Source organism: Sphingosinicella sp. (assembly GCF_013911755.1).
Classification (GTDB): domain Bacteria; phylum Pseudomonadota; class Alphaproteobacteria; order Sphingomonadales; family Sphingomonadaceae; genus Sphingosinicella.
On sequence record NZ_JACESP010000010.1, the window covers coordinates 1 to 13,883 of the forward strand.

General features: G+C 65.2%; 16 protein-coding genes. 4 read left to right on the plus strand and 12 right to left on the minus strand.

Annotated features, from left to right (window positions below; all coding sequences use genetic code 11):
• On the minus strand, nt 1-1,249 hold a 1,249-nt coding region (gene paaK, locus H2052_RS08540; protein ID WP_293780185.1), incomplete at its 3' end, for a phenylacetate--CoA ligase PaaK.
• Nucleotides 1,246-2,655, minus strand: coding sequence for an aldehyde dehydrogenase family protein (locus H2052_RS08545; protein WP_293780188.1), 1,410 nt, complete (start codon nt 2,653-2,655; stop codon nt 1,246-1,248). The genes paaK and H2052_RS08545, both read right to left, overlap by 4 nt.
• Nucleotides 2,656-2,981: 326 nt before the next feature.
• On the opposite strand from H2052_RS08545, the gene H2052_RS08550 reads away from it, so the two are divergent.
• A complete protein-coding gene (locus H2052_RS08550; RefSeq protein WP_293780191.1) occupies nt 2,982-3,623 on the plus strand; it encodes a TetR/AcrR family transcriptional regulator in 642 nt (213 codons plus the stop codon).
• Here H2052_RS08550 and H2052_RS08555 read toward each other — a convergent pair.
• The 3 genes from H2052_RS08555 to H2052_RS08565 form a co-directional block, all read right to left on the minus strand.
• Nucleotides 3,620-4,090, minus strand: coding sequence for an Lrp/AsnC family transcriptional regulator (locus H2052_RS08555; protein WP_293780194.1), 471 nt, complete (start codon nt 4,088-4,090; stop codon nt 3,620-3,622). The two genes, H2052_RS08550 and H2052_RS08555, sit on opposite strands and share 4 nt — an antisense overlap.
• A 126-nt stretch (nt 4,091-4,216) precedes the next feature.
• Nucleotides 4,217-4,774, minus strand: a complete 558-nt coding sequence (locus H2052_RS08560) for a tetratricopeptide repeat protein (RefSeq protein WP_293780197.1) — start codon at nt 4,772-4,774, stop codon at nt 4,217-4,219.
• Between the two features lie 61 nt (nt 4,775-4,835).
• Nucleotides 4,836-5,033 (minus strand): DUF465 domain-containing protein, encoded by a 198-nt coding sequence (locus H2052_RS08565; RefSeq protein WP_293780200.1) that lies wholly within the window; start codon nt 5,031-5,033, stop codon nt 4,836-4,838.
• 246 nt (nt 5,034-5,279) lie between these two features.
• On the opposite strand from H2052_RS08565, the gene H2052_RS08570 reads away from it, so the two are divergent.
• Nucleotides 5,280-5,438: a DUF465 domain-containing protein gene (locus H2052_RS08570; protein WP_293780203.1), complete on the plus strand. Its 159-nt coding sequence runs from the start codon at nt 5,280-5,282 to the stop codon at nt 5,436-5,438.
• Nucleotides 5,439-5,505: 67 nt separating this feature from the next.
• Here the strand turns inward: H2052_RS08570 and H2052_RS08575 are convergent, their stop codons facing one another.
• From H2052_RS08575 to H2052_RS08605, 7 genes are all read right to left on the minus strand, one after another.
• Nucleotides 5,506-6,177 (minus strand): hypothetical protein, encoded by a 672-nt coding sequence (locus tag H2052_RS08575; RefSeq protein ID WP_293780206.1) that lies wholly within the window; start codon nt 6,175-6,177, stop codon nt 5,506-5,508.
• Nucleotides 6,174-6,545: a cytochrome c-type biogenesis protein gene (locus tag H2052_RS08580; RefSeq protein WP_293780208.1), complete on the minus strand. Its 372-nt coding sequence runs from the start codon at nt 6,543-6,545 to the stop codon at nt 6,174-6,176. Before H2052_RS08580 ends, H2052_RS08575 begins: the two co-directional genes overlap by 4 nt.
• Nucleotides 6,542-7,081, minus strand: a complete 540-nt coding sequence (locus H2052_RS08585) for a DsbE family thiol:disulfide interchange protein (protein ID WP_293780210.1) — start codon at nt 7,079-7,081, stop codon at nt 6,542-6,544. The genes H2052_RS08580 and H2052_RS08585 overlap by 4 nt, the downstream gene beginning before the upstream one ends.
• Nucleotides 7,078-8,970: a heme lyase CcmF/NrfE family subunit gene (locus H2052_RS08590; protein WP_293780214.1), complete on the minus strand. Its 1,893-nt coding sequence runs from the start codon at nt 8,968-8,970 to the stop codon at nt 7,078-7,080. Before H2052_RS08590 ends, H2052_RS08585 begins: the two co-directional genes overlap by 4 nt.
• Nucleotides 8,971-9,295: 325 nt before the next feature.
• Nucleotides 9,296-9,754 (minus strand): cytochrome c maturation protein CcmE, encoded by a 459-nt coding sequence (gene ccmE, locus H2052_RS08595; protein WP_293780217.1) that lies wholly within the window; start codon nt 9,752-9,754, stop codon nt 9,296-9,298.
• Nucleotides 9,751-9,885: a heme exporter protein CcmD gene (ccmD, locus tag H2052_RS08600; protein WP_293780220.1), complete on the minus strand. Its 135-nt coding sequence runs from the start codon at nt 9,883-9,885 to the stop codon at nt 9,751-9,753. Before ccmD ends, ccmE begins: the two co-directional genes overlap by 4 nt.
• Nucleotides 9,882-10,604 (minus strand): heme ABC transporter permease, encoded by a 723-nt coding sequence (locus tag H2052_RS08605; RefSeq protein ID WP_293780223.1) that lies wholly within the window; start codon nt 10,602-10,604, stop codon nt 9,882-9,884. Before H2052_RS08605 ends, ccmD begins: the two co-directional genes overlap by 4 nt.
• 169 nt (nt 10,605-10,773) lie before the next feature.
• Between H2052_RS08605 and H2052_RS08610 the strand changes: the two genes are divergently transcribed.
• Both H2052_RS08610 and H2052_RS08615 read left to right on the plus strand, forming a co-directional pair.
• Nucleotides 10,774-12,912 carry a M3 family metallopeptidase gene (locus tag H2052_RS08610; RefSeq protein WP_293780227.1) on the plus strand — a complete coding sequence of 713 codons (2,139 nt, stop codon included), beginning with the start codon at nt 10,774-10,776 and terminating at the stop codon, nt 12,910-12,912.
• A 154-nt stretch (nt 12,913-13,066) separates the two neighbouring features.
• On the plus strand, nt 13,067-13,669 hold the full coding sequence (locus tag H2052_RS08615; protein WP_293780230.1) for a PEP-CTERM sorting domain-containing protein: 603 nt from the start codon (nt 13,067-13,069) through the stop codon (nt 13,667-13,669).
• Nucleotides 13,670-13,883 lie beyond the last annotated feature (214 nt).

Here is a 13,883-nt window from a genome sequence, read left to right on the forward strand (position 1 = left end):
GTGACCGCGGGAGCGACCCCGCAGGCTGAACGTCGATCTTCACGCTGATGCCGACCATGGTCTTGATGCGGTGGGCGAGCGTGTAGGCGTGTTCGGCGTGGGTTGCCGCGTCGGTGTCCTCGCGCGCCTCGACCGAGAGTCGCACCATGTCCATCCGGTCCGGGCGGGTGAGTTCGATCAGGAAGTGCGGCGCGAGTGCGGGGACGGACAGGATGTGCTCTTCGATCTGGCTCGGGAACACGTTCACGCCCCGGATGATCATCATGTCGTCCGACCGGCCGGTAATCTTCGCCATGCGGCGCATGCTGCGCGCCGTGCCGGGGAGAAGCCGGGTGAGGTCGCGCGTGCGGTAGCGCACGATCGGCATCGCCTCCTTGGTGAGCGAGGTGAACACGAGCTCGCCCTCTTCACCATCGGGAAGCACCGCGCCCGTCTCTGGGTCGATCACCTCGGGGTAGAAATGATCCTCCCAGATCGTGAGACCGTCCTTCGTCTCCACGCACTCCTGCGCCACGCCGGGGCCCATCACCTCGGAGAGGCCGTAGATGTCGACGGCATCGATCGCGAACGCGCTCTCGATCTCGGCGCGCATCGCCTCGGTCCACGGCTCGGCGCCGAAGATGCCCGTCTTCAGCGAACACTTCGCCGGGTCGATGCCCTGCCGCCGGAACTCGTCGAGGATCGCCAGCATGTAGCTCGGCGTCACCATGATTATCTCAGGCGCGAAGTCGGTGATCAGCTGCACCTGCTTCTCGGTCTGCCCGCCCGACATCGGGATCACCGTGCAGCCCAGCGCCTCCGCCCCGTAGTGCGCGCCGAGACCGCCGGTGAAGAGGCCGTAGCCATAGGCGACGTGCACCTTCATCCCCGGGCGACCACCCGCCGCGTGGATCGACCGCGCGACGAGGCCCGACCACGTGTCGATGTCGGCTTTCGTGTAGCCCACCACGGTGGCCTTCCCCGTCGTCCCCGACGAGGCGTGGATGCGGGAGAGCTTTTCCTGCGGCACTGCGAAGAAGCCGAACGGGTACGCGTCGCGCAGATCCGCCTTCGTCGTGAACGGGAACTTCGAAAGGTCACCGAGTGACTTCAGGTCGTCAGGATGCACCCCCGCCGCGTCGAACTTCGCCCGGTACGCCGGGTTCCCCGCATACGCATGCGCAAGGCTCCCGCGCAGACGCTCCAGCTGCAACGCCGATAGCTCGTCTCGCGACGCGTGCTCTATCGCGTCGAGGCCGATTCCGCTCACCGATGGATCACCTGCACAGTCGTGAACTCGGCAAGGCCGAGTGCGCCGAATTCGACGCCGATGCCCGATTGCTTCACCCCGCCGAAGGGGGCGTCCGGACGAACCATGCTGTGGCTGTTGATCCATGCACTGCCGCATTCGAGACGGCTCGCAAGTGCCGCGGCCTTGTCGATGTCGCCCGACCATATCGAACCGCCAAGACCGCTCGGGTTGTCGTTGGCGCGGGCAAGCGCATCCTCCACATCGCTGTAGCGGATGATCGGCAGTGCCGGCCCAAACTGTTCCTCGTCGACGATGGCCATGCCGTCCTTCGCCTCGGCAAGGATCGTCACCGGGTAGAACAGGCCTTCGCCTTCCATCGGCGCGCCGCCGCACAGTGCCTGCGCACCGTCCGCAATCGCGGCGTCCACCAGCGTGCGCACGCGGTCGAACTGCATCCGGTTCTGCACCGTGCCGAGCACGCTGTCCGCATTGCGCCCGTCGCCGACCTTCACGTTCGCCGCATACGCGACGAGCCGCTTGCACACCTCGTCGTAGATCGAATCGTGCACGTAGAGCCGCTTGATCGCCGCGCAGGTCTGGCCGTTGTTGATGAACGCGCCCCAGAACAGTTTCTCGGTCGCCGCGTCGAGATCGGTATCGGGCAACACAATCGCCGCGTCGTTGCCGCCGAGCTCGAGCGTCAGCCTCTTCAATGTGTCCGCCGCACTCGCCATCACGCGCTTGCCCGTGCGCGTCGATCCGGTGAACACGATCTTGTCGATCCCCGGGTGCACGGACATCGCGCGGCCGATTTCGTCCTCGCCTGCCACCGCATTCAGCACCCCCGGCGGCAGCGCCGCCTGCAGTAGCTCGGCGAGCCGCAGCGTCGCGATCGGCGTGTAGGGCGAAGGCTTCAGCACCACAGTGTTGCCCGCACGGATCGCCGGCATGATGTGCCAGATCGCGATCATCACGGGGAAGTTCCACGGCGTGATCGAACCGACAACGCCGATCGGTTTCCGGTGCAGCGTCACCTTGCCGGCAGCGTCGTCCTGAATCGTCTCCACGGGCAGGTCGAGGCTTGCGGTGTACCGCGTCCACGCCGCCGCGCCGCCGATTTCCCACTGTGAACCCATGCCGCCAAGCGGCTTGCCCTGCTCCAGCGTCACAAGCTCGGCAAGCTCCGCCAGGTTCGCCTCGATGATGTCCGCCATCGCGTTCACCGCCGCCTTGCGCTGCGCATCCGGCGTTGCCGCCCAGCCCGGGAACGCGCGCCGCGCCGCTGCGACCGCTGCATCCAGATCGGCCGCGGTCGCCGCGGGACAATGTGCGAACACTGTTCCATTCGCTGGATTGGTCACGTCAAAATGACGGCTGGCCTGGGCAGTCCGGCCATCAATCACCAAATTATAGCTTTGCGGCATTCAATCGCTCCGGGATCATTTCGTACGGGATGCACGCGTTCACGATCGGAACCTTACAGTGGCCCCGTTCAGGAACTCGAACACTAACCCGTATATCTTCGAGTTAATATTTCATTGACCCAATGCGCCGAGAATTCAAATCGCGTCTCGCCATGCGCATCGGATATAATTATTTAGGAAAAATACGATGTTATGCGCGCCCTGCCCGCCGTGCACCCATCCCCGTCCCTCATTCGCACTTAAATCGAATTTCTTCGACTATTGATGAAAACAGGGGGGTTGTCAACATCCTGAAAACGATGGAAACGGGGCAGATGAACATCAACGTGAAAAGCAGGCCGCCCGCGCGAAAGGCGACACAGGCGCGCGGCCGGGTGCGGCGAGCCGAACTCCTCGAAGCGGCGCGCGCCATGCTCGACACGCAGAACATCGATCAGATCGGCATGATTGCGGTTGCCGAGGTCGCGGGCATCCCGGCCTCATCGGCCTATCATTTCTTCCCCGAGATCGGCGATCTGTGGAAAGAGCTCGTGCGCACCCTTGCCATCGTGCAGGCCGCCGAAGATCTGATGCTTCCCGAGGTCGACGAGTGGGAAACGCTCATCGAACTGTCGCTTGCGCATCACCAGAAAGCCTTCAACAGCAACCGCGCGGCGCGCCAGCTGATGCTCGGGCCTCACACGCCCCCCGAAATCAAGCACGCCGGCTGCAAGGAAGATTTTCGGTTCGGCACCGCACTCTGGACCGCCGTGCGTCGCCAGTTCATCCTCCCCGGCCTTGCTGATTCACGCGAACTGTTCTTCAAGGCGCTTCTGATTTCCGACGTGTTCTTCTCGCTGTCGGTCGCCGATCACGATCGCGTCACCGATGAAGCGCTCGCCGAAGCGAAGCTCGCAATGATTTCTTACCTGCGCGCCTACCTGCCGACCCGCCTCGCGCGCGCCGGCGAAACGGACGCAGCGGCCTAGGCGGGCATCCCGCTCACCGGAACAGGCGTCGCCTTCATCTGCTCCATCGAAAAGGTGGAGCTGACGTCCGACAACCCCGGCACCTCGCTGATCAGCTGCTGATAGACGCGGTCGTAGTGCTGGATATCGCGCACCAGCATTTTCAGCAGATAGTCGACATCGCCGCTCATCCGGTGGCATTCCACGATCTCGGGGATCGCGCGGATCGCCGCGGCGAACCGCTCAAGCCACGCCTTGTCGTGCGACGAGATGCGGATCGAAACGAACACCGTCATCGCAAGGCCCAGCGCCGGCGCGTTCACCACCGCGACACGGCGCTCGATGATTCCGGCCTCCTCCATCTGCCGGATGCGGCGCCAACACGGGTTCGCCGACAGCGCGACCCGCTCCCCGATCTCCTGAATCGAGAGCGTCGCGTCGCATTGCAGGATTTCAAGGATCGCCCTGTCTTTGGAATCGAATTTCATAATCTGGTCAAAATCCTAGGATTCGTTCCAGAATATCTCTAGCCGCCCTGTGTTCCGACGCAACCTTGTGCGCGACACAACTTGCGCATCGTCTTTCGCACCGCGGCAGCGCCGTGGATGCGCTCCTTATTGCTCGATCACCTTGAAGCGCGTCAGCTCCTTCGCCGGCTCGGCCCAGTCGGGCTTCAGCGCTGCCGCCTGCCGATAATCGTCGTAAGCCTCGCGCACCCGGCCGAGCTTTTCGTGTGCGACGCCGCGCGCATAAAGCGCGACCTCGGGGCGGCTGGGCGTCAACGCGATGCCCCGCGACAGCAGATCGACCGCGACCGTCTCGCTGCCGCCGCGATGCAACACTGCGATCCCCTTGTTCACATAGGCTTCGGCAAGATCGCCATCGATGCCGAGCGCCGTGTCGTAGTCGGCGATCGCGTTCGCATAATCGCGGCCCTGCATGAACAGGACCCCGCGGTTCACATGCGTCGCCGCCCGCTCGGAACTGGAAAGCTTGTCGAACTTCAGCGCAAAGTCGCAGTCCGTAAACGCGGCGCGCCCGGCCCGGTTGAACTCGGCCGCCTCGTAGCATTTGCGGGCATAGCCGTCGCCGAGGATGGTCACAGCCGCATCAGCGCCCCCGGCGGCAGGAAGCACGGCCAGAATGGCCGCGAACCAATATCTCTTCGTCATGGCACCACCTCCCTGTCAGGGAAACGATGCGGCGCAGTCTACACCCGAAAGGCCTTCGATCCTAGGCGATGATGTCCGGCAGCAGTTGATCCCGCAGACTTTCGATTTCGTCCTTCAGCCGCAGCTTGCGTTTCTTCATCCGGGCGAGCTGGAGCTGGTCGCTGCCCGGCAGGATGCGGATGGCATCGATGGCGGCATCCAGATCGCGGTGTTCCTCGAGCAGCGACTCGAGGCGGGCCCTCACGTCGCTTTCATCCACGATGTCTGCACTCCGGCCACCGGTTCGCGAGTCGTCTGGTCATGGCGCTACCATAAGCGCGCGCGCGACAGCTGCGAGTCGTTTTGACGCGCGGCCGGCATATCGCCCAAATTCTGGGGACGAACCGACCCTGTCTCACCACAGATTGTGGTAAATGCGCGCTTCATCTCTTCCCCGCTGACAAGCGTTTCGAAATGTGTTCCACTCGCTCATCCTGATGCACTTCAGAGCAAAGGAGATCGGACTATGGTCGACGCACACCTGGCTGCGCTTTCGGAAAAACACGCAAACCTTGAAAGCCAGATTGATCAGGAAGTCCACCGACCGCTGCCCGACGAAATCCTCATCGCACAATGGAAAAAAGAAAAGCTGAGGCTCAAGGAGGTCATCTCCGGCATCCGCTAGACCGCGATCGCTTCAGGTTGATTCAACCTGAAGCGTGAATCGCTGTCTAAACTGTTGCTGACCTGGCTCAACGCTGTTCGAGCGCCGGCGCATTGTCGTCGGCGCCCGGAAAGCGGCCGCCGTCGATGCCCGCAGCCATCATGGCGCGCGCGCCGCGCATGAGCCGTTCGAGTTCGGGCCGGTAGGGCGCATCCTTCGGGCTGCGCGCGTATAGATCCTGCCAGACCTTGAGCGCTTCGTCGGGCTCGCCCGCCTGCAGCCATGCGAGGCCGAGGAAATAGGGTGGACCAGGATGCGCGGGGTCGATCGCCGACGCCCGCCCGAACGCCAGCCGCGCAGCGGGCGTGATGAAGCCGCCGGCATGACGCGTCAGCGCGTTGCCGAGGCCAACCCATAGGTCGGGGACGTCCGGCATCGCCTTCGCGGCGAGACTAAGCCCCTCGATCGCCTGCTCCGTTTTGCCCTGACGGCTGAGGATATCGGCGAACATCAGCCATGCGCCGACATCACCCGTGTTCTGCAGAAGCCGCCGGCGTGCGGCTTCAAGCTGCGGCGCGGAGTCGGCATCGATCGCACGCGGCGGCGCCGGCTTGCTCGGCAGCGCCGGGTTGCTCGTCAGCAGATAACCCGCAAGCCCCACGGCGAGCGCAAATCCCACCGGCAGCAGCGGCATCTTCATCCGCCACAGCACCGCACCGGTCAGCAGCGTCAGCACGGCGATGGCGATCCAGCCGCTCATGCGCCTTTCCTCCGGTAGAGCCGCCAAACGGCGACAGCGCCGATCGCAAGGAACAGCAGCGGCGCCGCCCAAAGCACGAGATTGGCGCCCGTCTTCGGCGGGTCGAAGGTCACGTAGTCGCCGTAGCGGCTGACGAGATACGATTTCACCTGTTCGGGAGTCTCGCCCGCCGCGATCCGCTCGCGCACGACCGCGCGCATGTCCGCCGCCATGTCGGCGTCGCTGTCGGCGATCGACTGGTGCTGGCAGACGAGGCAGCGCAGCTCGTGCATCAGCGCACGCGCCGCCGCCTCCTGCGCGGGCGGCAGCGCCGGCGCCTCCGCGGCGGCCGTGAGCGCCAGAAAGGCGAGCGGCAGCAGCGCCTTCATGAGCCCTTCGCCTCCTCGATATCCTTCAGAATCTCGGCCACCTGCTCGGGGCGTATCTGCCCGATGTATTGCTTGCGGATGATGCCCTTGCCGTCGATCAGGAACGTCTCGGGCAGGCCCGACGCGCCGAGGTTCAGCACCGCCTTGCTGTTCGGGTCCATGCCGATGCGGCGGAACGGGTCGCCGTGATCCTTCAGGAACGCCGTGATGTTCTCCGGCGTGTCGCGCACCGCGATGCCGTGGATCACCACGCCCTTGTCGGCGAGTGCCTTCAGCTGCGGCGCCTCCACGCGGCATGGCGCGCACCAGCTCGCGAACAGGTTCACGAGCGTCACCGTCCCTTGTCGAAGGTCGCCGTCGTTGAGGCCGGGGTGCAGTTCGTCCATGCCGACGAGGTCCATCGCGGGCACCGGCTTCCCCACCATCTTCGATACGACCACGCGCTGCTGCGGCGCGCCCATGCGGTAAACGGCAAGCGCCACGAAGCCGAGGAACATGAGGAGCGGCACGATCAGCGCAATGCGTCTTGCGGTCATTCCGTGTCCTCCCGCCGCCTGCGGCCCTGCATCATCGCGATGAGTCCACCGAATGCGGCCATCATGCCGCCGATCCAGATGAGCGCGATCATCGGCTGCCACACCAGCCGCACCTGCCAGCGCCCGCTACCGTCGCCGGGGCCGAGCACGGCGTAGAGGTTTCCGGTGAGGCGTGGCCAGATGTCGGTTTCCGTCGTCTCGTTGCCCGGGCTCACGAACGTGCGCCGTTCGGGCGCAAGCACCGTGGTAGCATCCGGTCCGGTCACGCTCAGCATGGCGCGGATCGCGGTGTAGTTCGGCCCCGCCGCAGGCGTGATATCGTCGACCTGCGCTGTATACGGCCCCGCGCTCAGTCGACCGCCCGGCGCAAGGTTCGCCAGCGTCTCGATCGTCCCCGCGCCGCTCACCGCGATGCCGAGCGTGGTGACGGCGATACCGAGGTGCGCGAGCGCCGTGCCCCACACGCTCGCCGGGATACGCCGGATGCGCTTCAGTTTCCGTCCGCGGAAGATCATCACGCTCGCCGCCGCGAGCCAAGCCGAAAGCGCGACACCCGCCAGCGCGAGCGGGCTTCGCATCCCGAGCGCCAGCGCAACGCCGATCGCCGCGACACCGAGCACCAGCGCCGGAACAAGTCGTCGGCCGAGCCCTGCCCAGTCCATCGCCCGCCAGCGCATCAGCGGCCCCGCCGCCATCAGCGCGACGAGCGGCAGCAGCAGCGGCAGCAGTGCGGTCTGGAAATACGGCGGACCGACCGAGACCTGCTCGCCCGTCGCGGCTTCAAGCAGCAGCGGATAAAGCGTGCCGAGGAACACGACGCCGAGCACCGCCGACAGGATGAGGTTGTTGACGACAAGGCTACCCTCGCGGCTCACCGGCCGGAACGGCGCGCCCGCCGTGACGGTGCCTGCGCGCAGCGCATAGAGCGTCAGTGCGCCGCCCACGTAGATCGCCAGCAGGATCAGCAGGAACACGCCCCGCTCCGGATCGACCGCGAACGCGTGCACCGACGTGAGGAGCCCCGAGCGCACGATGAACGTGCCGACCATGCTGAGTGAGAAGGCGACCACCGCGAGCAGCAGCGTCCAGTTCTTGAGCGCGCCGCGCGCCGCGAGCACGCCGACCGAATGGAACAGCGCCGTCGCCGCCAGCCACGGCATCAGCGAGGCGTTCTCCACCGGATCCCAGAACCACCAGCCGCCCCAGCCGAGTTCGTAATAGGCCCAGAAGCTGCCGAGCGTGATGCCCGCGGTCAGGAAGCTCCACGCGCCGAGCACCCACGGCTTCACCGCGCGCGCCCATTCCGGCGTAACCCGGTTGAGCACCAGCGCCGCCACTGCGAAGGAGAACGTCACCGAAAGCCCGACATAGCCGATGTAGAGGAGCGGCGGGTGGAACGCGAGGCCGGGGTCCTGCAGCAGCGGGTTCAATCCCGAGCCCTCGATCGGCGCGGGAACGATGCGCGCGAACGGGTTCGAGGCGATCAGCAGATAGGCGTAGAAGCCAAGAGCGATGAACCCCTGCGCGGAGAGCATCACCGTGCGGAACCGCTCGCCCAGCCCCTTCGCGCGGATCGCAGCGAGCGCGCCAAACACGGCGAGCACGGACACCCACAAAAGCATCGAGCCTTCATGGTTCGCCCACACGCCCGTCCATTTGTAGAGTTCGGGCTTCGCGGTGTGGCTGTTGCCCGCAACGAGCGCGACCGAGAAATCGGATTTCACGAATGCCCACGTCAGCGCCGCGAAGGCAACCGCACAGAGTGCCCCCTGCAGCAGCGCGGCTGGCACGGCGATGCGCCCGCCATCAGCGCGGAATCCGGCAAGTGCCTGCGCGAGCGCAAGCCCTGCGGCCAGCCACAAGGCTGCATGACCGATCTCGGGAATCACTGTTGGCGCCGCCCCGGAATTCTCATTGCCAGCGCCTTAGCACCGGCGCGCGCGCAATGCAGCCCGCTTGCGCGCTTTCGTCACGCCTGCGGCGGCAGAATGCCCTTAGGCGCAGAAAATCACGCCGTCGTGAATGCAGATCGTGGTGGGGAGTGCGGCAACGTATCGCCGTCCGCCTGCACGGGAACCTCAGTACCACGTGAACCGCGCATCCATGGCCCCGCGAAAAACCGCCCGACGCCGGGTTCGAAATGATCTGGACCGTCATTGCCGGCGGGTGCCACCTGCCGAGGGGCCGAACGATGCAGCTGTAAGGCGAAGAACTCTAGGGCGCCGGTTTTTCAGGCCGCGCCTTCGCCGCCGCCTCGGCCCTCTCCACCGCCTTCGCCACCTCGGGCGGCATGTAGTTCTCGTCGTGCTTGGCGAGCAGCGTTTCGGCCTTGAACGTCCCGTCCGCGTCGAAGCGGCCGTCGGCGATCATACCCTGCCCTTCGCGGAACAGGTCCGGCACGATGCCTGTGTAGTCCACCGGCACCGATTCCAGCCGGTCGGTAACGCGGAAATGGATGGTGAGCCCGTCCGCGCTGCGCGTCAGCGAGCCTTTTTCGACCAGCCCGCCGAGCCGGATCGCCTGCCCCGGCGCCACACCCTTCGCCACGACGTCGGCAGGCGCATAGAAATACGCCGCCTGATCCTGCAGCGCGGGAAGCGCCAGCGCCGCCGCGATGCCGAGCGCCGCCACTGCTGCGCCCGCGAGCGCGAGCCGTTGGTGTTTGGGTTTCATCGCCGCTCTCCCCGCAGCGCGTCCGCCGCCTTTTCGGCGCGGCGCATCGAAAGCCAGCTCCATGCGAGCACGCCGCCGATGCCGATGACGCCGGCCGCATAAGCTGCGATCACGAAAGGAAGCGCGTTCATGCTGCGTCTCCCGCAAGCCGGGCTCGGCGGGCGGCGATGCGCTGCTCGGCGATGATCGCGCGCATCCGCATCAGCACTGCCGCCGCCATCAGCAGGCCGAGCCCCGCGGCACTCGTCAGCAGCGGATAGAGCATGTCCGGGTGAATACTGGACCCCTTGAGCGTGATCGAGGCGGATTGGTGCAGCGTGTTCCACCATTCCACCGAAAACTTGATGATCGGCAGGTTGACGAGCCCGACAATGGCGAGCACCGCCGCTGCCCGCGCCCCCCGGCTGCGCTCGTCGAACGCACCCGCCAGCGCGACAACGCCGAGGAAGAGGAAGAACAGCACCAGCATCGAGGTCAGCCGCCCGTCCCACACCCACCATGTACCCCACGTCGGGCGCCCCCAGATCGATCCGGTGAGCAGGCAGACGCCCGCATAGACCGCACCGACAGGCGCCAGCGCCTCCAGCGCCACTTCGGCGAGCGGATGCTTCCACACGAGGATGGTGATTCCCGCGATGCCGAGCCCGAGATAGCTCCCCATCGAAATCCAAGCGGTCGGCACATGCAGGTACATGATGCGCACGCTTTCGCCCTGCAGATAATCGGGCGGTGCGTGGAACGCGCCCCACCACAGGCCCGCCGCCGTAAGCGCGAAACCAAGCACGAGCGCCGCCGCCGTCAACGGGCGGGCGAGCTTCAGGAACCGGGCAGGATTGGCGAACCGATGCATCAGCCTGTCTCATAAGCACTGTTTTCACTCGCCGCCAGCGCTTGCGCTCGGCGAATGCAGGCGTCAATTATGGCGGCATGTCTGCCGTCCGGCCAAGCGAGCGCATTGTCACAGGTCAAATCCGGATGATGCATAAGCACGCGGCGGCAATCCTCCATTGGAGAGTTCCATGCTTCGTTCCTGCCTTCTCGCCGGCGCCGCCGCGCTCGCCATGACCATTGCCGCCCCCGCTTCCGCCGAAACCCCGCCCCCTGCAGCCGTATCGAGCGCCGCCGTCGATGCGCTGCTCGCCGACTGGGCCGGCCCGAACGGCGGCGTGCCGCCGTGGGACAAGGTGGAGACGCCTCTGTTCAAGCCGGCGTTCGACAAAGCCTCGGCGCAGATGCTCGCCGAAGTCGATGCCATCGCGAACAACCCCGCCCCGCCCACCTTCGCGAACACGCTCGAAGCCCTCGAAAAGAGCGGCGAAGCGCTGAACCGCCTCGCCACGCTGTTCTTCGTGATGAGCTGGAGCAAGAACGATCCCGCGCATCAAGCCGTTTCGGCGGAGCTTCTGCCCCAATTTTCGGCGGTGGAAGACAAGGTCAACTTCAACCGCAAGCTCTTCGAGCGCGTGAAGGCGGTTTACGACGCGCGCGAGACGAGCGGCCTCAATGCCGAACAGAAGCGCCTCGTTGAAAAGAGCTACGAGAATTTCGTGCGCAGCGGCGCCAGCCAGCCGCCCGAAAAGCAGGCCGAACTCGGCAAGCTCAACCAGCAGCTCGCCACGCTCTTCAACGATTTCAGCAACAAGGTGCAGGCGGACGAAGACACGTGGGTCACGCTTGGCGAGGGCGATCTGGGCGGTCTGCCGCCTGCGCTCGTCGCCGGCTACAAGGCCGCCGCCACGGAACGCAAGCTGCCGGGCTATGTCGTCGTCAACACGCGTTCGGCGGTCGATCCGTTCCTCACCTTCTCCAGCAATCGCGCGCTGCGCGAGAAGGTGTGGCGCGCCTTCATCATGCGCGGCGACAATGCGAACGCCAGCAACACGCACGACGATATCCGCAAGATCGTGAAGCTGCGCGCCGACCGTGCAAAGCTGCTCGGCTACCCGAGCCACGCGCACTGGCGCATGTCGGACACGATGGCGAAAGACCCGCAGAAGGGCCTCGACCTCCTGATGCGCGTCTGGCCCGCCGCCCGGGCGCGGGTCGCCGAGGAAGTCGCCGACATGCAGAAGCTCGCGGACAGCGAGGGCGCGAAGATCACCATCGAGCCGTGGGACTACCGCTACTACATGGAGAAGGTCCGCAAGGCGCGCTACGACCTCGATCAGAACGAGTTCAAGAACTACTTCGAGCTCGAGAACATGATCGCCGCCTCCTACCACATGGCGGGCAAGCTCTACGGCTACAGCTTCAAGGAAATCACCGGCACGCTGCCCACGTTCCACCCGGACGTGCGTGTCTATCACGTCACGAACACGGCGGACGGCACGCACGTCGGCTATCTCTACCGCGACGATTTCGCCCGCCAGTACAAGCGTTCCGGCGCCTGGCAGAGCACCTATCGCGGGCAGGACAAGCTCGGCGGGCGCCAGCGTGACGCGATCGTCTCCAACAACAACAACTTCACGAAGGGCGCGCCGGGCGAGCCGGTGCTGATCAGCCTTGATGACGCGCGTACATTGTTCCACGAATTCGGCCACGCGCTCCACGCGCTCGCCAACGACACCACCTATCCCTCGCTCGGCGGCACGCCGCGCGATTTCGTGGAGTTCCCGAGCCAGGTGCACGAGAACTGGGTGCTGACGCCCGATATCCTCGATACCTATGCGCGCCACTACAAGACCGGCGCGAAGATGCCGCAGGCGCTGATCGACAAGCTGAAGGCCGCGGAAACCTTCAACCAGGGCTTCGAGACGGTCGAGTTCCTCGGCTCGGCCATCGTCGACATGAAGATCCACATGGACCCGTCGGGCAAAATCGATCCAGCGCAGGCTGAAAAGACCATCCTCGGCGAGATCGGGATGCCGCGCGAAATCGTGATGCGGCACCGCTTGCCGCAATTCGGCCACCTGTTCTCGTCGGACGCGTATTCGGCGGGCTATTACTCCTACCTCTGGTCGGACGTGATGGCGGCGGACGCGTGGGCGGCGTTCGAGGAGGCGGGCGATCCGTGGGATGCGGCGACCGCGAAGCGGTTCAAGGACATCATCCTTGCAACCGGCGACGCCATCGACCGCGCCGAAGCCTACCGCGCGTTCCGCGGCCGCGATCCGCAGGTCGAGGCACTGCTGAGGAACCGGGGCTTCCCAACCGACTGAGGGGCCAAAAGTGTCGGAGATTTTTACGAAAGTTATTGAAAATCACTCGCAACCATTGGATTTCCGCAAGATGCAGCATTTGGCATGAGGGTTGCTTTGTTTCGCATGTGAACCGGGATGGCAGAAGTACAACGCCCCCGGCAGGAGACAAACGATGAACAAGTTTCTGCTTTCCGCTGCCGCGCTTGGCACAATGGCCGCTTTCAGCGCCCCCGCCAGCGCTACCCTCGTGACCTGCCCCGCCGCACACATTGCGGACGGCACGTCCAAAGTTTTCAACGGCAGCCAAACGGCAGTTGACGCCTGTCAGTACGATGATGCGACGGGCAACAGCACGGTCGCAAACCTCACCAACATCAACATCTCAGCCTTCTATGGCTTCAGCGACTGGACGGACAACGGCCAGACGCAGATCAATCTCGCGGACGGCGCGGGTGGTTCGGGCACGTGGACGATCAACGGCGTCGATTTCGCCGCTTACGATTACATGATCGTGTTCAAGAGCGGAAACAGCACGCACCTCACCGGGTTCCTCTTCAACGAAGAGTTCTCGTCGGGCGGCTGGTCCACCCCGTTTACCGATCCGCCGTTCGACCTGCCGGGCGCCAGCACATCGAAGGACGTTTCGCACTACTCGATCGTGAAGCGCTACAACCCGGAAACGCCGCCCCCGGTCGACGTTCCGGAACCCGCGATGCTCGGCCTCTTCGGCCTTGGCTTGATGGGTCTCGGCATGGCGCGCCGCCGCCGCGGCTGAACTCACGATCTTCGTCACGCAAAACGGGCGTCCGGCAACGGGCGCCCGTCTTCGTTTTGGCGCAGCGCCTTGACGCCGCCACATTTTTCCGCCACATGCCGCCGTGACCGAACGTCGGCCGCAAGGCCCTGACGCGCCCGGCGTGATCGCTTCTTTCGGGAATTGAGCGCGCGTCTTCAGACGGTTCGGCCCACCGGCTTCCCCTCGTCACGCG

Excerpts from the sequence above, each read along its gene's own strand:
- H2052_RS08605 (WP_293780223.1), bottom strand. The coding sequence starts at position 10,604 with ATGCATCGGTTCGCCAATCCTGCCCGGTTCCTGAAGCTCGCCCGCCCG.
- H2052_RS08570 (WP_293780203.1), top strand. The coding sequence starts at position 5,280 with ATGGTCGACGCACACCTGGCTGCGCTTTCGGAAAAACACGCAAACCTT.
- H2052_RS08575 (WP_293780206.1), bottom strand. The coding sequence starts at position 6,177 with ATGAGCGGCTGGATCGCCATCGCCGTGCTGACGCTGCTGACCGGTGCG.
- H2052_RS08560 (WP_293780197.1), bottom strand. The coding sequence starts at position 4,774 with ATGACGAAGAGATATTGGTTCGCGGCCATTCTGGCCGTGCTTCCTGCC.
- ccmE (WP_293780217.1), bottom strand. The coding sequence starts at position 9,754 with ATGAAACCCAAACACCAACGGCTCGCGCTCGCGGGCGCAGCAGTGGCG.
- ccmD (WP_293780220.1), bottom strand. The coding sequence starts at position 9,885 with ATGAACGCGCTTCCTTTCGTGATCGCAGCTTATGCGGCCGGCGTCATC.
- H2052_RS08610 (WP_293780227.1), top strand. The coding sequence starts at position 10,774 with ATGCTTCGTTCCTGCCTTCTCGCCGGCGCCGCCGCGCTCGCCATGACC.
- H2052_RS08615 (WP_293780230.1), top strand. The coding sequence starts at position 13,067 with ATGAACAAGTTTCTGCTTTCCGCTGCCGCGCTTGGCACAATGGCCGCT.
- H2052_RS08585 (WP_293780210.1), bottom strand. The coding sequence starts at position 7,081 with ATGACCGCAAGACGCATTGCGCTGATCGTGCCGCTCCTCATGTTCCTC.
- H2052_RS08555 (WP_293780194.1), bottom strand. The coding sequence starts at position 4,090 with ATGAAATTCGATTCCAAAGACAGGGCGATCCTTGAAATCCTGCAATGC.
- H2052_RS08545 (WP_293780188.1), bottom strand. The coding sequence starts at position 2,655 with ATGCCGCAAAGCTATAATTTGGTGATTGATGGCCGGACTGCCCAGGCC.
- H2052_RS08580 (WP_293780208.1), bottom strand. The coding sequence starts at position 6,545 with ATGAAGGCGCTGCTGCCGCTCGCCTTTCTGGCGCTCACGGCCGCCGCG.